At 66.7% G+C, this 19,978-nt stretch carries 21 protein-coding genes; 17 read left to right on the plus strand and 4 right to left on the minus strand.

Features of this window, described 5'->3' with window-relative positions:
- The coding region (locus tag VLK61_RS17215) for a nitroreductase family protein (RefSeq protein WP_325422842.1) at positions 1-452 on the minus strand (452 nt) is incomplete at its 3' end.
- Positions 453-577: 125 nt separating this feature from the next.
- Between VLK61_RS17215 and VLK61_RS17220 the strand changes: the two genes are divergently transcribed.
- The 3 genes from VLK61_RS17220 to VLK61_RS17230 all read left to right on the plus strand — a co-directional run bounded on the left by VLK61_RS17220 (position 578) and on the right by VLK61_RS17230 (position 3,272).
- On the plus strand, positions 578-973 hold the full coding sequence (locus tag VLK61_RS17220) for an MAPEG family protein (RefSeq protein WP_325422843.1): 396 nt from the start codon (positions 578-580) through the stop codon (positions 971-973).
- Positions 974-1,875: 902 nt separating this feature from the next.
- Complete coding sequence (locus VLK61_RS17225; protein ID WP_325422844.1) at positions 1,876-2,682, plus strand: NINE protein; 807 nt, start codon at positions 1,876-1,878, stop codon at positions 2,680-2,682.
- Positions 2,683-3,038: 356 nt separating this feature from the next.
- Positions 3,039-3,272: a ribbon-helix-helix domain-containing protein gene (locus tag VLK61_RS17230; RefSeq protein ID WP_325422845.1), complete on the plus strand. Its 234-nt coding sequence runs from the start codon at positions 3,039-3,041 to the stop codon at positions 3,270-3,272.
- A gap of 84 nt (positions 3,273-3,356) precedes the next feature.
- Here the strand turns inward: VLK61_RS17230 and VLK61_RS17235 are convergent, their stop codons facing one another.
- Entirely contained in the window at positions 3,357-3,893 is a 537-nt protein-coding gene (locus VLK61_RS17235; protein WP_325422846.1) for an Lrp/AsnC family transcriptional regulator, read from the minus strand.
- A 139-nt stretch (positions 3,894-4,032) separates the two neighbouring features.
- Between VLK61_RS17235 and VLK61_RS17240 the strand changes: the two genes are divergently transcribed.
- From VLK61_RS17240 to VLK61_RS17260, 5 genes are all read left to right on the plus strand, one after another.
- A complete protein-coding gene (locus VLK61_RS17240) occupies positions 4,033-5,049 on the plus strand; it encodes a 1-aminocyclopropane-1-carboxylate deaminase (protein ID WP_325422847.1) in 1,017 nt (338 codons plus the stop codon).
- Between the two features lie 118 nt (positions 5,050-5,167).
- Positions 5,168-6,151 (plus strand): Bug family tripartite tricarboxylate transporter substrate binding protein, encoded by a 984-nt coding sequence (locus tag VLK61_RS17245; protein ID WP_414636825.1) that lies wholly within the window; start codon positions 5,168-5,170, stop codon positions 6,149-6,151.
- A 2-nt stretch (positions 6,152-6,153) separates the two neighbouring features.
- Positions 6,154-7,683: an amidase gene (locus VLK61_RS17250; RefSeq protein ID WP_325422848.1), complete on the plus strand. Its 1,530-nt coding sequence runs from the start codon at positions 6,154-6,156 to the stop codon at positions 7,681-7,683.
- Positions 7,684-7,765: 82 nt separating this feature from the next.
- On the plus strand, positions 7,766-8,401 hold the full coding sequence (locus VLK61_RS17255) for an HAD-IA family hydrolase (RefSeq protein ID WP_325422849.1): 636 nt from the start codon (positions 7,766-7,768) through the stop codon (positions 8,399-8,401).
- Between the two features lie 27 nt (positions 8,402-8,428).
- The gene (locus tag VLK61_RS17260; protein ID WP_325422850.1) at positions 8,429-9,025 is read left to right on the plus strand and encodes an ATP-dependent Clp protease proteolytic subunit; all 597 of its coding nucleotides are present in this window, start codon (positions 8,429-8,431) and stop codon (positions 9,023-9,025) included.
- Positions 9,026-9,033: 8 nt separating this feature from the next.
- Here VLK61_RS17260 and VLK61_RS17265 read toward each other — a convergent pair whose 3' ends face one another.
- Entirely contained in the window at positions 9,034-10,257 is a 1,224-nt protein-coding gene (locus VLK61_RS17265; RefSeq protein WP_325422851.1) for an MFS transporter, read from the minus strand.
- 148 nt (positions 10,258-10,405) lie between these two features.
- Between VLK61_RS17265 and VLK61_RS17270 the strand changes: the two genes are divergently transcribed.
- From VLK61_RS17270 to VLK61_RS17305, 8 genes are all read left to right on the plus strand, one after another.
- The gene (locus VLK61_RS17270) at positions 10,406-10,966 is read left to right on the plus strand and encodes a protein tyrosine phosphatase family protein (protein WP_325422852.1); all 561 of its coding nucleotides are present in this window, start codon (positions 10,406-10,408) and stop codon (positions 10,964-10,966) included.
- Positions 10,967-11,029: 63 nt separating this feature from the next.
- Positions 11,030-11,281: a hypothetical protein gene (locus tag VLK61_RS17275; RefSeq protein ID WP_325422853.1), complete on the plus strand. Its 252-nt coding sequence runs from the start codon at positions 11,030-11,032 to the stop codon at positions 11,279-11,281.
- A 139-nt stretch (positions 11,282-11,420) separates the two neighbouring features.
- Complete coding sequence (locus VLK61_RS17280) at positions 11,421-11,819, plus strand: DUF3597 domain-containing protein (RefSeq protein ID WP_325422854.1); 399 nt, start codon at positions 11,421-11,423, stop codon at positions 11,817-11,819.
- A gap of 46 nt (positions 11,820-11,865) precedes the next feature.
- Positions 11,866-12,282, plus strand: coding sequence for a DUF1801 domain-containing protein (locus tag VLK61_RS17285; protein ID WP_325422855.1), 417 nt, complete (start codon positions 11,866-11,868; stop codon positions 12,280-12,282).
- 3 nt (positions 12,283-12,285) lie between these two features.
- Positions 12,286-12,906, plus strand: coding sequence for a glutathione S-transferase family protein (locus tag VLK61_RS17290; RefSeq protein ID WP_325422856.1), 621 nt, complete (start codon positions 12,286-12,288; stop codon positions 12,904-12,906).
- 66 nt (positions 12,907-12,972) lie between these two features.
- A complete protein-coding gene (locus VLK61_RS17295; RefSeq protein WP_325422857.1) occupies positions 12,973-13,380 on the plus strand; it encodes a PaaI family thioesterase in 408 nt (135 codons plus the stop codon).
- Positions 13,381-13,485: 105 nt separating this feature from the next.
- Positions 13,486-14,112, plus strand: coding sequence for a glutathione S-transferase family protein (locus VLK61_RS17300; protein WP_325422858.1), 627 nt, complete (start codon positions 13,486-13,488; stop codon positions 14,110-14,112).
- A gap of 1 nt (position 14,113) precedes the next feature.
- On the plus strand, positions 14,114-14,758 hold the full coding sequence (locus VLK61_RS17305) for a glutathione S-transferase family protein (protein ID WP_325422859.1): 645 nt from the start codon (positions 14,114-14,116) through the stop codon (positions 14,756-14,758).
- A gap of 21 nt (positions 14,759-14,779) precedes the next feature.
- Here the strand turns inward: VLK61_RS17305 and VLK61_RS17310 are convergent, their stop codons facing one another.
- Positions 14,780-16,702, minus strand: a complete 1,923-nt coding sequence (locus VLK61_RS17310; protein WP_325422860.1) for a hypothetical protein — start codon at positions 16,700-16,702, stop codon at positions 14,780-14,782.
- A 157-nt stretch (positions 16,703-16,859) separates the two neighbouring features.
- Here VLK61_RS17310 and VLK61_RS17315 point away from each other — a divergent pair.
- The coding region (locus VLK61_RS17315) for a beta strand repeat-containing protein (protein WP_325422861.1) at positions 16,860-19,978 on the plus strand (3,119 nt) is incomplete at its 3' end.

Consider the following 19,978-nt stretch of genomic DNA (forward strand, 5'->3'; position numbering starts at 1 on the left):
GTCTGCAGGAACATGCCCAGGTCCGACCACTGCGGCGGCCCCATGCGCCGGTCCACCGAACAGAACAGCGCCATCGGCGCGCCGAAGAATTCATAGTTGCGCGCGAACCAGCGCAGCCGCGCCGGCTTGTCCTCGCGGGCGATGCCCATCGTCGCGTACATGTCCTCGCCGACCTGGAAGCGCCAGTCGCGGTAGGGCGAGACCAGCTCCTTCGGGTAGACGTCGTACTCCGGCGTATCGCGCACACCGGCCTGCAAACGCGCCTGGATCAGCGTCTTCAGCGAGGCCAGTGCATCGCCGGCCAGCACATCGATGTGCCAGGGCTGCAGGTTGCCGCCCGAAGGCGCACGAGAGGCGGTGGCCAGCACGCGGCGGATCACCTCACCCGGCACGGGCGTGGGCAGGAAATCGCGGATCGACGAGCGGCGCTCGACGGCATCGGTCACGTGCATCAGCAACTCACTCGTGCAAGGGATGACCCCGACCATACCCCGGGTGACAAGCCCCGCGCCGGCGGTCAACATGCGGGGCCGCGTCCAGCGGCGCCACAAACCCGATGACACTCGAGGAGAGCGCTATGAACCGAACCCTGACGCTTGTTGTCTGCATGGCCATCGTCACCTGGCTCACGGTGCTGGTGGCCAGTCTGCTCCGCGCCAAGGCCTGGACGCCGGCCGGCTTGATGATGGCGTTTGGCAACCGCGCCGATCTGCCCGAAGCCACCGGCTTTGCCGGGCGTGCCGAGCGCACCGCGCGCAACACGATGGAGAACTTCGTGCTGTTCGCGGCGATTGCGCTGGTGGCGCAGGCTTCGGGCAGCACCCACCCGAACATCGCCACCGGCGCCACCGTGTTCTTCTGGGCCCGGCTGGTCTACATCCCGGTCTATTACGCCGGCATCACCTTCGTGCGCACGGGGGTCTGGCTGGTCAGCATCGTGGGGCTGGGGATGATGGTGCTGGCGTTGTTCTGATGTCGATTTGAGCGCGGTTCTGGGCGCCTGTTTTTGAGCGCTCTTTTGAGTGCTGGTTTGGGCGCTGTCCCGAGGTGCGAGCGGGCGGCTCGAACGCTCTGACAGGAGTGCGCTTTGCCCGACAGCGCGGGCCGAACGCCGACGAACCAACGCCCGCCTGGCTCGGTGATGACCTTCGCGCGTGTTTTGCCGCAGAAGATGAGTGATTCGAACGTCGACAAGTCGAGTCGGGCGATGGCGGCGCTATTGAAGATCCCATCGTGGGACGCCGCTTCCCGGCAGGCGGGCGCCTCATTGAGGCGTGGAAGTCGCTGCCGCGGGCACCTGTTACGGCGGAGCGTCATGCTCATTGCCTCGGGTCATCCACAACACGGTGGATGACCTGAACGGCGTTGTCCCGCGTCAAGGGCCGACACGGGTGGACAGCCAACGCGCGCCATGTCTATCCTGATTCTTGGGCAGCAGTACCCGTGCTTCCCATGAGTGGCTGGCTTGACAGCCCAAAAGTACCGCTGTCGGACGTATGTGGAGGAGTGATGGTCGTTCGGTTTGAGCTTGAGGTGAGCTCGTTGGCCCGGAGACATGTCTGCGTGCACGGCGCGGCCTGCGCTTTGAACGCCTGCCATGAATACCAGTTCTTTTGGAGTTCACCGAACGCTTCGATCCCGTCATGTTGTCAGCAATGGATACTTCAGGCCAAACCTGGCAAGTGATTGCCAACTCGATCGAAGGTCCAATCAAGGGCTCCTCAATTCACGTCAGGCGTCCGATTGCCACGCATCATGCGATCGGCGACGCAGCAATCCGCTCGGCCCATCGCTCATATCCCAAAATTGACATTCAGCGCCCCGTGAGTTTAACTAGGAACCGAGTCGTAATCACAAGCTAGAAGAGGAGGAAGCATGCAAACCGATCTAGGCGCCGACACCGTATCCCAGCAGACTTCGGCCATACCCCACAAAGCGTGCAACACTTGCGGCGCATTAATCCATCCGGCGGCCGAAATCTGTCCCAAGTGCGGTGTACGACAGCGAACACCAGTAAGTAAACCTGTGTTGCTCTTGTTGACGTTCTTTCTTGGCGGACTAGGTGCCCACAAATTCTATACTGGCCGGCATTGGCAAGGAATACTCTATTTAGTTTTCTGCTGGACGTATATACCCGGTCTAGTCGCGCTTGTCGAGTTCATTATCTACTGCTTCACAAGCTCCGAGCGCCTGAACGAGAAGTACACCGCCAAGGGCTCCGCTGTAGTAATTATCGTAATCGCAATTGTGGCATTCATATTTATAGTCGGCGTGCTCGCGGCGATTGCTTTACCTGCCTATCAAGATTACACCAAAAAGGCTAAGGCATCGGAAGGAATAATAATGGCTGGCGCACTCCGGGCGCGTATTGTCGAGTCTTTTATTGAGCGACCCCAGGACATGTCTTGCAGTTCTTTAACGTGCAACCTTGGTGGCGTCGACTTAAATCCCACAAAATACGTAAAGCGCCTATCATCAGATCGGTCGGGCGTGATTTATGTCGAGTACGATGAGCAGCTTTTTGCTGCGCCAAAAAATGTACTGACTATTACCCCGCTAATTGATGGTCAGGTTGCGGATCTTTCAAACCCAATAGCTGCTGGCAAAGACGTAAGTTGGAAATGCGGGCAAAGTGCCTCAACAACCGTTCCGGTGAAGTATTTGCCTGGGTCATGCAGGTGAGGTGGCAGCAATCCACCGAACTTAACGATCAAGCCTTGTAGGAGCACGAAGGATGAGGCTTGACGTGACGGGAGGGGTGAAGCTGAGATCGGCCGGGCATCACCTGCAAAATCACCGCTTGGCACTCCGCCACTGTCTGCGGTAGGTGTGCCATCCCAAATCCGGCGATTCCACCGGCGGTGCATCCGTTGGCTTGATCTGCATCGGGCCAGGGGGCTGATCGCGATCGAATCAACAACTTTATACGCTCACGTCGAGTGATATCTCGCCCATCTGCTGAGTGCTTGGGTTCGCACGGTCCGGATCTGATGTGTGATGCATGATGCCAAGCATCGATTTCCAGCGTGAGGCCCGACATGCGAACGACACTGGTGATCGACGACGATGTCCTGGCAGCAGCCAAGCACCTGGCGGAGCGGGAGCACAAGAGCGTTGGTGAAGTGATCTCTGCGCTCGCGCGGCAGGGCCTGTCTCGCGGCACCAGTGGCGCACATGCAGAGCGCAACGGCATTCCGCTGCTGCCAAGCCGCGGGAGCGCGGTGCCGGTCACGCTGGAACTCGTCAACCAGTTCCGCGACGGACAACCGTGACGCGCTATTTCCTGGACGTCAATGTCCCGATTGCGGCTGCGGGCAGTCCGTGACACCACGTCATTCAGGCGTTAAGAACGAACCTCAGATCGGCAACTCCGTCGTCGACAACACCTGCTTCAGCACCACGAAGGACCGAATCTGCCGCACGCCCGGCAGGTACAGCAGCTGTTGTGCGTGAAGCCGGTTGAAGCTGTCGCTGTCGCGCGTGCGCACCAGCATGAAGTAGTCGAACTCGCCGGTGACGACGTGGCACTCCATGCAGCCCGACACCTTCGCGGCGGCCTTCTCGAAGTCGGCAAAGGACTCGGGCGTCGAGCGGTCCAGCACGACGCCGATCAGCACCAGCATGCCGGCGTCGAGCGCACGCGCGTTCAGCAGCGCCACGATGCCGGTGATCAAACCCATCTTCTTCAGGCGATCGACGCGGCGAAGGCAGGCCGGCGGACTCAGGTTCACCTTGGCCGCCAGCGCCACGTTCGAGATCGACGCATCGCGCTGCAGCAGGCGCAGGATGGCCTTGTCGATACGGTCGATGCCGGGTTCGGGCGTGGAGGGGGGCGTGGACGCGGGTGTGGAGGTAGGCGGCGCCGACGTCTTGCGAACTTTTGTTGCGCTCATGATCACCATCGTGGAATAAAGCTGAGCACAAGCATAGAACAGGGCACTTGACTTGCGCTGATCGGTCCAAGTTTGCAACCCCGATCGCATCCTTGTTTCCTAAGATTCACGGGTCGTCTGCACTTCACCGTCAAGCCCCATGAACCTCCAGCGCTTCCCCCGTCATTCCCTGACCTTCGGCCCGACGCCGATCCAGCCCTTGAAGCGCCTGAGCGCCCACCTGGGCGGCAAGGTGGAGCTGTACGCCAAGCGCGAGGACTGCAACAGCGCGCTGGCCTTTGGCGGCAACAAGACGCGCAAGCTCGAGTACCTGATTCCCGAGGCGCTGGCCCAGGGCTGCGACACGCTGGTGTCCATCGGCGGCATCCAGTCGAACCAGACGCGCCAGGTGGCCGCCGTGGCCGCGCACCTGGGCCTGAAATGCGTGCTGGTGCAGGAGAACTGGGTCAACTACTCCGATGCGGTGTACGACCGCGTCGGCAACATCGAGCTGTCGCGCATCATGGGTGCCGACGTGCGCCTGGACGCGGCCGGTTTCGACATCGGCATCCGGCCGAGCTGGGAGGCGGCCATGGAAGATGTGCGCAAGGCCGGCGGCAAGCCCTACGCGATTCCGGCGGGCTGCTCGGAGCATCCGCTGGGCGGTCTCGGCTTCGTGGGTTTTGCTGAAGAGGTGCGCGCGCAGGAGGCCGAGCTGGGCTTCAAGTTCGACTACATCGTGGTCTGCTCGGTCACCGGCAGCACGCAGGCGGGCATGGTGGTGGGCTTCGCCGTCGATGGCCGGGCTGATCGCGTGATCGGCATCGACGCCTCGGCCAAGCCGGAACAGACCAAGGCGCAGATCCTGCGCATTGCCCGACACACCGCCTGGCTGCTCGACATGAGCCAGGAGATCGCCGAGAAGGACGTGGTGCTGGACACGCGCTTCGGCGGCCCGGAGTACGGCCTGCCCAATGAAGGCACGATGGAGGCCATCCGCCTGTGCGCCCGCCAGGAAGCCATGCTCACCGACCCGGTGTACGAGGGCAAGTCGGCCGACGGCATGATCCAGATGGTGCGCAACGGTGAGTTCCCCGCCGGCTCCAAGGTGCTGTATGCCCACCTCGGCGGCGTGCCGGCGCTCAATGCCTACAGCTTTCTGTTCCGCAACGGCTGAACCGCCCCCAGTCCCCGTACGTCCCTACGTCCCTTGCGCGGCCAGCGGCGTTTGCCCCGGGGTCGTGCCGCTCTATCGTCCGGCGCCGCCTGCGGGCTGCCTTGAAGAGGTGAACGACATGGTGAAACGCAAGTTCGTCACGCTGGCTGGCATCGCACTGATGCTGGCCGCGTTGATACCCTGGCAGGCCGCTCACGCGCAGGCTTATCCGGCGAAGCCGGTGCAGCTGATCATCCCGTTCCCGCCCGGCGGGGCCACCGACATCGTCGGTCGGCTGGTCGGCAAGAAGCTGGGCGAACACCTCGGACAAGCGGTGGTGATCGAGAACAAGGCCGGCGCCGGCACCGTCATTGGCGCCAGCTTCGTCGCCAACGCGGCGGCCGACGGCTACACCTTGCTGATCAGCTCCGGCTCGACCTTCACCGTCAACCCGGCGATCAACGCCAGGCTGCCCTACGACCCGGTCAAGAGTTTCGAGCCCATCGGCGGCGTTGCGCGTGTGCCCTTGATCCTGATCGCCAACCGCGACGTGCCGGTCAACGATCTGGCGCAGCTGATCGCGGCGGTGCGCGCGGCGCCCGGCAAGTACCTGTACGGCTCTTTCGGCAATGGCACGACCGGTCACTTCGCGGCCGAGTTGCTGTGGAACACGGTCGACATCAAGCTGACCCATGTGCCGTACAAGGGCAGCGCGCCGGCGATGGCCGACCTGATGGGCGGGCAGATCCCGTTCGCGATCGACACCGTTGCGTCGGCGCAGCCTCAGCTGCGGGCCGGCAAGATCAAGGCCATCGTCGTCACCGGCAGCACGCGCTCCAGCCAGCTGCCCGAGGTGCCCACCGTGTCGGAGCAGGGTTATCCGGGCTTCTCCGCCGACTCCTGGCTGTCGGTGTTCGCGCCGCGCGGCCTCGCGACGGACGTCAGGGCCAAGCTGCAGAAGGCCCTGGCCGAGGCCATGACCGACCCGGAGATTGCTGCCAAGCTGGTGGCCAGTGGCCTGCAGCCAGCCTACGAGCCCGCGGCCGCGGTGGCCGCCCGCATCGACACCGAGTTGCCGCGCATGCGCGCCATCGCCGCGCGGGCGAAGATTCTGGGGGACTGAGCATGAGCGCCGATCAGACCTTGCTGAGCACGTCCGCAGTCGAGTTGCGGCGCCTGATCCAGGCGCGGCAGGTGTCGCCGGTCGAGCTGCTCGAGGCCTGCATCGCCCGCATCGAGGCAGTGAACCCCTTCGTCAATGCGATCACGGCCACCTGCTTCGAGCGCGCACGCGCCGAGGCCAGTCACGCCGAGCACGCGGTGATGGCGGGTCGGCCGCTCGGGTTGCTGCATGGCCTGCCGCTGGGCGTGAAGGACCTGGAGGCCACCGAAGGCCTGCTGACCACGCTGGGCTCGCCGCTGTTTCGCCATCACGTGCCGTCGGCTGATAACGTGCTGGTGGCGCGGCTTCGCGCGGCCGGCGCCATCGTCGTCGGCAAGACCAACGTGCCCGAGATGGGTGCCGGCGCCAACACGCGCAATGCGGTGTGGGGCGCCACGGGCAACCCCTTCGATCCGCGGCTCAACGCCGGTGGTTCGTCGGGCGGGTCGGCGGCCGCGCTGGCCTGCGACATGCTGCCCGTGTGCACCGGCTCCGACACCGGCGGCTCCTTGCGCATTCCGGCCGCCTTGTGCGGCGTGGTCGGATTCCGGCCCTCGCCCGGGCTGGTGCCGAGTTCGCGCAAGCCACTGGGCTGGACGCCGATCTCGGTCGTCGGCCCGATGGGGCGCACGGTGGCCGACACCTGCCTGCAGCTGGCGGCAACGGTGGGCGCGGCGGTCGGCGATCCGCTGAGTTATCCGTCGGATCCGGCGAGCTTTTTGCAGCCTCCGGCCACGGATCTCGGCGGCCTGCGCATCGGCTGGACCGAAGACCTCGGCGCCTGCGATGTCGATGCGCCGATCCGCGGCGCTTTCCGCCGCAAGATCGCGGCCATGAAGCACCTGTTCCGCAGCTGCGACGAGATCAGCTTCGATCTCGGCGACGTGCACCGTTGCTTCGACGTGCTGCGCGCCGAGGCCTTCGTCGCCGCCACCCGCGAGGCCTACGAGCGCGACCCGGCGAGCCTGGGGCCGAACACCCGCGCCAACTACGAGCTCGGCGCCGCGATGACGCTGCTCGACAGCGCCTGGGCCCAGGCCGAACAGACGCGCATCCTCGCCCGCTTCGATGCCGCGATGGCCGGCTACGACCTGATCCTGGCGCCGACCACGCCCGTGTCGCCTTTCCCCTGGACCACGCTGTACGCCGACCACATCGACGGCAAGCGCCAGGACACCTACTACCGCTGGCTGGCACTGACCTACGTGACCACCCTGACCGGCCTGCCATCGCTGGCGCTGCCCTGCGGGCGGGATGACGCAGGTTTGCCCTTCGGCCTGCAGGTGGTCGGGCGCTTCCGCGGCGACAGCGCCTTGCTGGGTGCGGCCGGCGCGATGGAGCAGGCCTTTCACGACATCGACGAATTGCGGCGCCCGCGGCCTGCGCTCGATCGCCTCGGCACCGTCGATCCCGCACTGACCTCGATCGTCACCGCGCCGCCTGGGCCCGAGGTCGGCAACGCCGGCACGCCGAGCCCGATGTCGGCGGCGTGAGGCCTTTCACCAAGCCCAAGGAATCCGATCTTGTTGAACCTGAGACGCGAGAATCCGGTGCTTCAAAGGGAAGGAAGCGCTCGTGTCCGTCAAGAAACCTCAGGCCCTGTTGTTCGACCTCGGCGGTGTGCTGGTCGACATCGACTTCGGCCGCGCCCTCAGCGCCTGGGCGCCGCATTCGTCGCTGTCCATCGACGGCTTGCGACAGGCATTCAAGTTCGACCTGCCGTATGAACAACACGAGCGCGGCGAGATCACGGCTGCCGCTTACTTTGACCATTTGGCGTCGATGCTCAAACTGAGCGCAACGCACGCGGAGATTTCGAACGGATGGAATTCGATCTTCGTCGGGGAGTTGACGCAAACCAGATTGATCGTCGAAGCCATGCGAGCCCTTCTTCCCTGTCATGCCTTCACGAACACCAATGCCACGCACATGGCCGCCTGGACCCGCCTGTTTCCCGGGGTCGTTCAGGCGTTCGATCGCATCTTTGCCTCGCACGAGATGGGGCTGCGCAAGCCCGAGCGAGCAGCGTTTGACCACATCACCCGGGCCATCGGCGTGGCGGCCGGGGACATCCTCTTCTTCGACGATCTGCTGGAGAACGTGAACGCGGCCTCGGAGGCCGGTCTCCAGGCCGTGCATGTGCGCTCGCCGGCGGATGTGACCCAGGCGCTGCGGGCCTTCCACCTTGCGCTGCCACCCGCCGCGCAATAATCATCCGCAGCTTCCCAGGAGATCACCATGCATACCCGTCTTGCCAAGACCGATGACAAACCCGCGCCGTCCGAAAAGGACGACAACCTCGAGGAGAAGCTGTCGTTCAAGTCGCGCTTCGTGCTGGTGTTCGGCGAGGTTGACGATGCGCTGGCGCGCAGCACCTGCCGCCGGCTGCTGGCGCTGGCCGCGGAGTCGAATGCGCCGATCACGATGCTGATCTCGTCGCCCGGCGGTCACGTCGAATCCGGCGATGCCATCCACGACATGATCCGCTTTGTCGATGCCCCGGTCACGACGGTGGGCACCGGCTGGGTGGCCAGCGCGGGCGCGCACATCTTCCTGTCGCCGCCGAAAGAGCGGCGCCTGTGCCTGCCGAACACACGCTTCATGATCCATCAGCCGGCCGGCGGCGCCGGTGGTCAGGCCACGGACATTGCGATCCAGGCCAAGGAAATCCTGCGCACGCGCCAACGCATCGCCACGGTGATCGCGACGCAGACAGGCAAGCCGCTGGAGGCGGTGAAGGCGGACATGGAGCGCGATTACTGGATGAACGCGCAGGAGGCGATTGCCTACGGCATCGTCTCCCGCATCATCGAACGGCACAGCGAAGTCGGCTGAGCGCAGGCCTACGCCACGGCCGGCGGCAACTGCCGCAACACCCGCACCGGTGAGCCGAAGATCACCAGCGCCTGCACGACGAAGCCGGCCAGCGCCAGCACCAGGCAGGCCGGTTCACCCCAGCCGGCACCGATCAGGCCACCGAGCGCGCCGCCCAGCGGGCGGGCGCCGGCGTTGACCGTCAGAAAGATCGCCGAGACACGGCCCTGCATCGAGGGTGGCGTGGCGGTCTGCCGCAAGGTCATCGACGTGATCGTCCAGACGATGGGCCCGGCGCCGAACAGAAAGAACGACAAGGCCGCCAGCCCACCGACCGGGAACACCAGCGTGGCCACCATCGTTGCGGCGGCCAGCACCGAGATCGCCGGGCCGAGCAGGATCGCGCGGCCGAAGGGTATCGCGGCGACGAGCCGCGGCGTCAGCAGCGCACCCACCGTCATGCCGACGCCGTAGCTGCCCAGCGTCAGGCCCACGGCGCCGGCCTGCAGCCCCAGCGCGCGCATGGCATAGGGCACGTACGCGGCCTGCAGCACGAACCACGAGATGTTCCAGGCCACGGCGGTGAGCAGGATGGGCCGCAGTAACGCATGGCGCCAGACCAGGCGCGCGCCGTCCTGCAACTCCAGCCATGGGTGGCGCTTCGCGGCAGCGGCTTGTCGTTCGGGTTCGCGCAGGCCGACCAGCAGCAGCGCGGCGGCGGCCGACAGCATGGTCGCCAGCACGAAGGCCGCCGACGCGCCGGCCCAGGCCACCAGCGCACCGCCGAGTGCTGGCCCGGCGATGAAGGCCGCGCTGCGCGCCAGTTCCAGCCGGCCATTGGCCTGGGCCAGCGTGGCGCGCGGCACCAGGGCCGTCACCAGCGCCGGCGCGGCGACGCTGAAGGCCACGGTGCCGATCGCGCCGACGAAGCCCAGCGCCGCCAGCAGGCCGATCGACAAGCGCTCGAACAGCAGCGCCGCGATCATCGCCAGCAGCGCCAGCGCGCGCAGCACTTCGGCCTGCACCATCAGCCGCCGGCGCGAACCGCGATCGGCCAACAGGCCCAGCGGAATCGACAGCAGCAGGAAGGGCAGCGTCTGCGCTGTCGCCAGCCAGCCGACTTCACCCGGCCCGGCGCCCAGCACCAGCACGGCGACGATCGGCACCGCCGCCAGGCTCAGTTGTTCGGCCGATTGCGCGGCCAGGTTGGAGCCCACGAGGCGGCGCACGGCAAGGGGAAGGGCATCGGACATGGGCGGGTCTGCAGTGGCGGTGGCACCATGCTGAGGCTGGCGCGCGGCAGACGCTGGCCGTTTTCGGACACCTGGTGATGGGGCGTTGCGGGGCCGCTGCGGGGCGGTATCGGGGCCGTGCCGCGGGCCGGCTGTCGTAGCATGCCGCATGCATCAACGCTCGCCGAGCACCGGTCGAAGGCCTCTGCTGGCCGCTGCGCTGTGCAGCCTGCTGCTGCAGCCACTGCATGGCAGCGCGCAAGAGCGGGTGCTCAAGGCGCCGAATGTCGTGCTCATCTCGCCGCGCCTGATCACCGCCGGCCAGCCGCGGGCCGATGCGCTGGCCCTGCTGGCGGCCCAGGGTTTCGGCGCGGTGATCTACCTGGCGCCGCTCACCGTGTCCGATGCGGTGCCGAACGAGGCCGGCATCGTGCAGGGCCAGGGCCTGGCCTTCGTCAACATCCCGATCCCGTTCAACAAACCCACCGAGGCTGATTTCGAGGCCTTCGTCGCTGCGATGGCTGCCCATGCCGAGCGCAAGCTGCTGGTGCACTGCCAGGTCAACATGCGGGCGTCGTCGATGGTCTTCCTGCACCGCGTGATCGTCGGCAAGGAGCCGCCGGAGCGCGCCTACGAAGCCGTGGCCACGGTGTGGTCGCCGGACGGCACTTGGAAGCACTTCATCGTCGCGATGCTGAAGAAGCACGGCGTGCCCTTCGAGCCCTATTGAGCCATCGACCTTGCGCTAAGCTCACCGCTCCGCGATCCGCATCGCCACGCGTGAGGAAGCAACATGGGTCAGCAAGCGCTCAAAGTCGTGCTGGTGTTCAGCACCGATGACCAGGCCTGGATACGGCAGTCCAAGACCGTCGTGCCGCAGTTCTGGCAAGGCCATCCGGTGCCGCCCGCGCAGGGCGACGTCATCCGCATCGGTGGCCGCCAGTTCCTCATCCAGGGCCGGGTGTGGGAAAACGATGGCGAGATGACGACGCTGCGCTTGTTCGTCGGCAACGCGCACGCGCAGAGCGACACGGTGTTCGGCTGACGCGCCCGCGGCCCGCTGCGCCGCTGTGTTCTGCCGATGAGTCCATGCGCCGCGTCGCGCGGCGTGGTGTTGGTGCTCGGTGGAACGCAGTTCATTGGCCGCGGTGTATAAGGGGCGATCCACTTCGAAAGGTCACACCATGGGAATTTTCAGCAGCATCCTGTCCAAGCTCGGTTTCGGCAACGACAAAGTGGACGCCGCCAGCGCCGCCGCTGCCGCCACTGCAGCCGAAGCCGCCGCGGCGCCAGCCCCCGCACCTGCGCCGGTGGCCATCAGCGACGTGGACGTCGTGGCCAAGTTGTCGGATCTGGCGGCTTCGCATGCCGAGAAGCTGAACTGGAAGGTCTCGATCGTCGATCTGATGAAGTTGCTGGGCCTGGACAGCAGCCTGGCCGCGCGCAAGGAACTGGCCACCGAACTGGGCTGCCCGGCCGACAAGATGGGCGATTCGGCGCAGATGAACATGTGGTTGCACAAAACTGTGCTGCGCAAGCTGGCCGACAACGGCGGCAACGTGCCCGCCGATCTGCTGGACTGAACGCCCGACCTGCACGCCTGACTTGCAAATGACTCGGCCGGCCGCCATGGAAACCTCCCGGCTCGTGCAGCAGCAGAGCCAGGCGGTCACCGACTTCCTGGCCGCGCTGGACCACCCCTGCAAGCCGGAGATCGAAGCGCTGCGCAAGATCATCCTCGGCGCCCATGCCGACATCGGCGAAGGCATCAAGTGGAACGCGCCGAGTTTTCGCACCAGCGAGTTCTTTGCCACGATCAACCTGCGCGCCAAGGGCGGCCTGGAGTTGATCTTCCACACCGGGGCCAAGGTCAAGGCCTCGGCCACCGGGGGTGTCACTGACGGCCTGCAGATCGACGACCCGACCGGGCTGCTGCACTGGCTGGCGAAAGACCGCGCGTCGGCGATGTTCACCGGCCTGAAGGACATCGACACCAAGCGCACGGCCTTGAAGCGCCTGGTGCGTGAATGGATCCAACACCTCTGACACATGCTGCAACTGCTGGGCCGGTCGCCGTCCATCAACGTTCGCAAGGTACTGTGGCTGTGTGCCGAGATGGCCTTGCCGTATGAACACGAAGAGTGGGGCACCGACGCGTTGTCGCTGCGCGCGCCCGAGTTCCTGGCGTTGAACCCGAATGCCATGGTGCCGGTCATCCGCGACGGCAACTTCGTGCTGTGGGAATCCAACGCGATCTGCCGCTACCTGGCGGCGCGTGAACGCTCCGAACTGCTGCCCAGCGCGCTGCAGGCCCGCGCGCGGGTGGAGCAGTGGATGGACTGGCAAGCCACCGAGCTGAACACCGCCTGGCGCTACGCCTTCATGAGCCTGGTGCGCCAGAGCCCGAAACACATGGATGCGGCAGCCATCGCCGACAGCGTGGCGAACTGGAACCAGCACATGAGCCTGCTGGATGCGCAATTGCAGCAGACCGGCGCGTTCATCACCGGTGCGGCGTTCACGCTGGCCGACATCGTGCTGGGCCTGTCGACCCACCGCTGGTTCATGACACCGATGGCGCGGCCGGCGCTGCCTGCCGTGGCCGCTTACTATGAACGTTTGACGGAACGTGAAGGCTTTCGGCGGCATGGCCGCAACGGTTTGCCCTGAACCGGGCCCGACACCCAGAAGCTGGACTCGAACCGCCGCCGAAGCGAGCGCTGAAAGGATCGACCGATGCTCTCCCTGGACGCCGTGCAGCAACTGCTGACCCCCTTGTTCCCCGGCTTGATGGGCGTGCGCATCACGGCGCTCGAAGCGCAGCGCGTGACGGCGGAGATGCTCGTGCGGCCCGAACTGTGCACCAGCGGCGGCATCCTGCACGGCGGGGCCACCATGGCTTTTGCCGACACGCTGGGCGCCGTCGGCACAGTGCTCAACCTGCCGCAGGGCAAGCGCACGACGACGACGGACTCCAGCACCAAGTTCATCAGCGCGGCCCGCGTCAACACCACGGTGACGGCCGACTGCGTGGCGCTTCACCGCGGGCGGACCACGATGGTCTGGCAGACGACGATCAGCTCCGCCGAAGGCAAGCTGTGCGCGGTGGTGACGCAGACGCAACTCGTGCTCGACGCGGCCTGAGCCGCGGCCTTTCGCAGCCAGGGCGCCGCGCAGGGCTGCCGCGAGCAACTGCGAACAAGCGTCCGCCAGCCGCTACCATCCAGCATCGTTTCACGAGGACCCGGCATGCTCACCTTGTATTACGCCCCCGGCACCTGTGCACTGGCCTCGCACATCGCGCTGGAACATGCCGGCGCCGACTATGCAGCGGTGCGGGTGGATTTTTCGCGCAGCGAGCAGCGCTCGGAAGAGTACCTGCGGCTCAATCCCAAGGGCCGTGTGCCGGCGCTGGTCACCGAGCGCGGCATCCTCACCGAGACACCGGCGATCCTGCAGTACATCGCCCAGACCCATCCGCAGGCCAAGCTGGCGCCGCTGGACGATGTGTTCGCGCTGGCCCAGATGAATGCCTTCAACAGCTACTTGTGCGCCACCGTGCATGTGGCGCATGCCCACCGCATGCGGGGCTACCGCTGGGCCGATGACCCGGCGGCGGTCGAAGCGATGAAAGCCAAGGTGCCGCAGACGGTGGGCGACTGCTTTGCGCTGATCGAGCGCGACTACCTGCTGGGGCCCTGGGTGCTGGGTGAGCGCTACAGCGTCAGCGACATCTACTTGTTCACGCTGGCGCAGTGGCTGGAAGGCGACAGCGTCGACGTCAACCGCTTCCCCAAGGTGGCCGAACATCGTCGGCGCATGGCCGAGCACCCGGTGGTCGACCGCATCGTCTCGCGCGAACAGTCGGCAGCCTGACATGAGCTATCGACTGCACGGCTTTTGCCAGAGCGGCAACACCTTCAAGGTGGCCTTCCTGCTCAATGCCCTGAAGCAGCCCTGGGAGGCCGTGTTCGTCGACTTCTTGAACGGCATGACGCGAGACGCGGCGTGGCGCGAGCAGACCAATGCGATGGGCGAGGTGCCGGTGCTCGAAGACGGCGAACGCCGGCTCACGCAGTCCGGCGTGATCCTCATGCACCTGGCGCGCCGCCATGGTGACTTCGGCGGCCAGGGCGAAGAAGAGCAGCAGGAGGTGCTGCGCTGGCTGCTGTTCGACAACCACAAGTTCACCAGCTACTTTGCGACTTATCGGTTCATGAAGGCCTTTGCGCCGGTGGCGCCCGATCCGGCGGTGATGGCCTGGCTGCGCGGCCGACTGGACAACAGCTTCGGCATCGTCGACAAGCAACTGGCCGACCATGCCTTCATGATCGGCGATGCACCGACGATCGCCGACTTCTCGATGTGCGGCTACCTGTTCTATCCGGTGGAGGAAAGCGGCTACGAGGTGGCGACGCGCTTCCCGAACATCGCCGCCTGGCTGGAGCGTCTGCGCCAGATCCCGGGCTGGGCCTCGCCCTACGACGTGCTGCCCGGGGAGCGACTGCCGCCGCGCTGGTGAAGGCTCGCGGCCAGGCGCGGCTCAGAGCCCGGCATCCATCGCCAGCGGCAGCCAGGTGCTGATCAGGCCCAGGTCGACGATCTCGTTGTTGAAGGCCGGGCCCAGCACATGCAGGTGGCCGTTGGCCGTGCCGATGTAGTTCTGCGTCAACGGGTAGTAGCGGTAGTAGTAGCCCGAGGCCGTGCCGCTGATGCTGTGGCCGGCGAAGTATTGCGGGTAGAAGCGCTCGCCGAAGTTGAACAGCCGGTCGGATGGCGCACTGCTGCCCAGCAGCGCACCTACCGCGTTGCCGCGCGGCGCGCCGAGCCGGTCTTCCGTGCCCTGCTGCGCTTGAGCGACGGCCATGCCCTGCAGCGCACTGCCGGCCGTGGGCAACAGCGCCGTGATGATGCTGCTGCCGATGCGGGCCAGGCTGCCGGCATCGACCGCGCCGCCGTTGATCGGCGAGGCCGTGGCGCCGGCACCGGGCAAGCGTGAGGCCGGGCCTTCGGTCAGCGCACTGCAGCCGTTGGCCGGCAGCGGGCTGCCGCCGTTCCACCAGAAGTTGGCGTTCAGCGTCAGCACCGCGTTGCCGCCGGTCACGTTCAGCGGGCAGGGCACCACGTCGCCCGAACCGCGGCCCAGGCTGCCGCCTTCGGCGCTGAACAGGTTGTTGACGATCGTCAGGTTGGCATTGCGCAGCAGCTTGTTGACCGGCGCCGGAGCCTGGGCGCCCACGCCCCAGCACGGATCGACCGTCACATAATCTTGAATTGCAGCGTCCCAGAACTGGCAGTCGCTGCCGGCACCATCGGCGGCGCCGAGCACACGGCTGTCGTGCACCCGCATCGCATCGCCGCCGTAGATCGTGCCGCCGTCGCTGGGGGGCTGGTAGGCGGCGGTGAAGACGATGCTGTTGTTCACCGCCACGCAGTCCTGGCAGCCGGAAAACTCCAGCGCTGCTTCGCGCGCGTCGACGATCAGGTTGTTGCGCGCCACGGTGCGCAGCGCTTCGTAGTCCCAGCGGCCGTCGAGCGAGAAGTAGTAGGTGGCATCGGTTTCTTCGCCGCCCAGTTCCACCCGGCGCACGCGGTAGAAGCTGTTGCTGTCGTAGAGCACGTCCACCGAGCCGCCCTTGGCTTCGATGCCGAGGCCGCCACCGGTCTGGGCCACCACGTTGCGGCAGAAGGCCGCGCGGTGCACGCCGACGTTGTCGATGCCATGGCGCGTGGTCTGGCGCACCGCGCTGTCCAGCACCCACAGGTCCTGCACCTGGTTGAACTTCATGCCGTCCATGCTGAGGCTCTCGCTGGTCTCGGCATCGCGCTCCGCGGGGTCGAACAGGTTCTGCACCGTCACGCGCCGGACCAGGATGTGGTGCGAGGGTTCATAACGACCATAGACGGTGGTATCCAGCGCGCCATTGCGAATGGCGCTGCTGCGGGCGTTGAGCGCCGCGCCGGCCACGTGGATGCCGGCCGCCGCCTGCAGCGGCTGCGGGTTGGCATGGGCCTGGCCGTTCCACGCGCCCACGGTGGCCGGGCCGATCGTCACGCCATCGATCGCGATGTAAGACACCCCCAGCAGGTTGATGCCGTGGCCCAGCACGGTGGCGTTGGGCCGGCTGTCGCTGGCCTGCAGCCAGATCGGGTTGGCCGCCGTGCGCTGCAGGCGCTGGGCGTAGATTTCGTTGCCCAGCGTGTCGGCATAGACCCCCGGCGCCAGGCGGATCCGCACCGGCTGGTTGGCATGGCTGCTGTGCGCCAGGCGCAGCGCTTCGCGCACGCCGCCGGTGCCCTGGGCGGGCGCTACATCGATGTTGATCCAGGCGGCTTCGGCCACCAGGTCGACGAACTGGGCGTCGTTGCAGCCGGCGGCGCCTGCCGGCGTCGTCGCGACGAGCGTGGCGATCAGCGCCGCCGGAAGAGCCAGCCGGTGGGACCACTGACACGATGGATGACGCATGCTTGCCTCCCGAGCCGGTCCTGGGCTGTACCAGGAGCGCAATTTGCCACAGTTGCTGCGGCCCGCCCACCGTGGCCATGCCTTCGCCGCGCCCATGTAAGCTCGGCTCAACAGCGCTGTCCAGGCGCCTGTGCCATCGAATACCGGAGACATCACCATGTCAGCACTTGGCAATTACAGCCCGACCGCCGTGGCGGTGGTCAAGATCTTTGCGTACCCCTTCCATGCGGCGCCCACCGCGGACATCGTCGACTGGGGCACGGACGTCCTGAACGGCGGCACCTCCGCCGCCGGCCTGCTGGACCTGCTGTTCGAGCTGCCCGTGCCGCAATCGCCCTTCACCGCCTACGCCAGCACCGCCAGCGATGCCGCATTCACCACCGCGCTGGTCGAGAACTTCGCTTTTGGTACCGAGATCTCGAGCGCCACTCAGGCCGCGTGGGCAGCGGAGTTGACGCCGCTGGTGGCTGGCTTCGCGTCGCGCGGCGAGTTCACCGTGATGGTCGCGACGCTGGTGGAAACCTATGCCGGCGACAACGCCGACCTGCTGAGCTTGCAGGCCGCGCTGGCCGCGCGCGCCGAGGCCGCGGCGGCTTATGCCCAATCGCCCGCCGGCGCGGTGTACGACGGCCTGGGCTGGGGCCAGCTCACCGAAGCGCTGGAGCCCGTGCCGGAGCCGACCTACGCGCTCACCGCCAACGTGGCCGACGCTGACGAAGGCAGTGCCGTCACCTTCACGCTGCAGACCACGAACGTCGCCGAGGGCGCGGTGATCGCGTACACCCTCAGCGGCAGCGGCATCACGGCGGCCGACGTGGTCGGCGGCCAGCTCGCCGGCACGATGACGATCAATGCCTCCGGCGTCGGCACCGCCAGTGTCACGCTGGCCGGTGATGCCGCCACCGAGGGGGCCGAGACGCTGCGCCTGCAGCTGGCCGGCGACCTGGCCCATGCCGATGTCACGGTGAACGACACCAGCACCACGCCGGCGCCCCAGCCCACCTATGTGCTGAGCGCCGATGTCACCAACCAGAACGAAGGCGCGAGCATCGTCTACACGCTGACGACCACGAATGTGGCTGCCGGCACGGTGCTGAACTTCTCGCTCTCGGGCACCGGCATCACGGAAGCCGACATCGGCGGCGGCAACACGCTCAACGGCAGCTTCACGATCAATGCGCAGGGCACGGCCACCACCACCATCACGCTGGCCGCCGATGCGCTGACCGAAGGCGCCGAAGTGCTGCACCTGCAGCTGGCCGGCAACCGCGGCGCTATCGACCGCACGATCAACGACACCAGCCTGACGCCGCCGCCGGTGGGCTCGCCCGACACCGTGGTGATTGCCGATGCGATGAGCAGCAGCAATGCCCACGCGCCAGAAACGGCGGCCGAAGGCGAGATCAAGTTCAACACCTACCTGAACCACGACTTGCTGGACCAGTCCGGCGCGCAGGCCGAGCGCATGTCGATTGCCGAGTTGAAGGCCACCAGCAGCACCGCCGGTCCACCGCCCAACCTCACCAATTCCAGTGCGGACCGGGCCGACATCCCGCAGGTCAGCAACCAGACCTTGTTCAATTTCGACCTCGGCCTGGACACCGACCGCGTCGACTACAGCGCCGAGACCGGCAAGATCGTCGCGGTGATCAGCGACGAGACCGCCAGTGACCGGCAATATGTGCTGGTCAACGACAACGGCGTCAACGATGTCTTCAACAACGCCACCGACCGCATCGACACCTTGCGCAACGTCGAGGAGATCGTCGCCTCGGCCGGCGGCGGTGTGCTGGACCTGACGAATTCAGGCCAGGACTGGCTGATCGAGTTCAGCCGGAATTTCGATCCGGACGACGATGTCGGCGCCGGAGACCGGGCCACGCACCGCGTGGTGCTGCGCGACCTGGACGACGGCAGCAGCTACGGGCGCAGCTACATCGACTACCGCGACGGCGGCACCAGCGCCAGCGACACGCAGGCCACCGCGGCCTGGACCACGGTGCAGGGCAGCGACCACGACGAGACCTTGTCGTTCACCGACGATGAATCGCTGGATCAGCGCAGCAATGTGCTGCGCGGCGGCAGCAACACCGTGGAGTACAACGAGCTGACGCGCAGCATCCTGGTCGATGTGGCGCTGACGCCGTGGCTGGACAGCAGCGATGCGGCCGACAACGGCAACAGCAGCGGCCGGCTGGTGGCGACCACCAGCTTCACCAACGGCGACGGCGTGACGCTGCTGTCGGCCAACACCAGCGTGACCAGTTCGCACACGCCGGACAACGCGGTGGCCGCCGGCTCGCTGAAGATCGCCGGCACGCAGGACGGGCAGGACGCGATCAGCTTCGCCACCAGCGCCCTGCCCAAGGTCTTCACGCTCGGCCAGAGCAGCGGCGTGGCCAGCATGCGCCTGGCGGACGGCCCGGCGACGAACGCGCTGCAACTGACCGGCTTCGAGTTCCTGCGCGACAGCGGCCTGTCCGACGACCTCTACATCGCGGTCAAGATCCTGACGGCGACGCAAGGTGGACCGAAACTCACCGACGGCGCCGCCGCCGACCACGATGCGATCCGCATCGCCACCGAAGCGCTGGGTTCGGCGGCCGTGGGCGGCCTGGTCGGCACGGTGAACCTGGCGACGCTGAGCGGCGCCACGCCGGGCTTCGGCGTCGATTTCGATGTGCTGGACTTAAGCACCGTGTCGGCCAGCGGCCTGCAGGTGATCGGCACCGCCGGCACCGACGACGAACTGGTCGTGGCTGCGCTGGCCACGCTGGACACCGTGACGCTGTTCGAGTCGCTGGTGCTGACCGATGCGTCCACCGACCAGGGCAGCAGCCTGACGCTGGACCTCGACGCCGGCGCCGTGAAGTCGGGCGCGACGACGCTGTTCGACTATGCCGGCAGCACCGTCAGCGCCGGCGGGCTGGTATTCAACAGCGCCGGCCAGGCCAGCGTGATCGACCCGATGAGCAGCGGCATCAACCTCACGGTGGTGGACACCAGCGCCGGCGCCGGCGCCACGCTGTGGGGCGGCAGCGCGGCCGATACGCTGAGCGGCGGCGCCGGCGACGACACGCTGCGCGGCGGCGACGGCAACGACACGCTGAGCGGCGGCCTGCCGGCCAGCGGCAGCCTGGCCGAGACCTGGACCTTCACGCTGGGCGGTGCGCCGGATGCGGTGGCCGCCGCGGCGAACCGCATCTCGATCGCGCTGAGCATCGACGGGACCGCGCTGACACTGAGCGAAGCCGCGCTGGCAGACACGGCCTATGG

The organism is Aquabacterium sp. (genome assembly GCF_035476535.1).
In the GTDB taxonomy this organism is placed as follows: Bacteria; Pseudomonadota; Gammaproteobacteria; order Burkholderiales; family Burkholderiaceae_C; genus Pseudaquabacterium.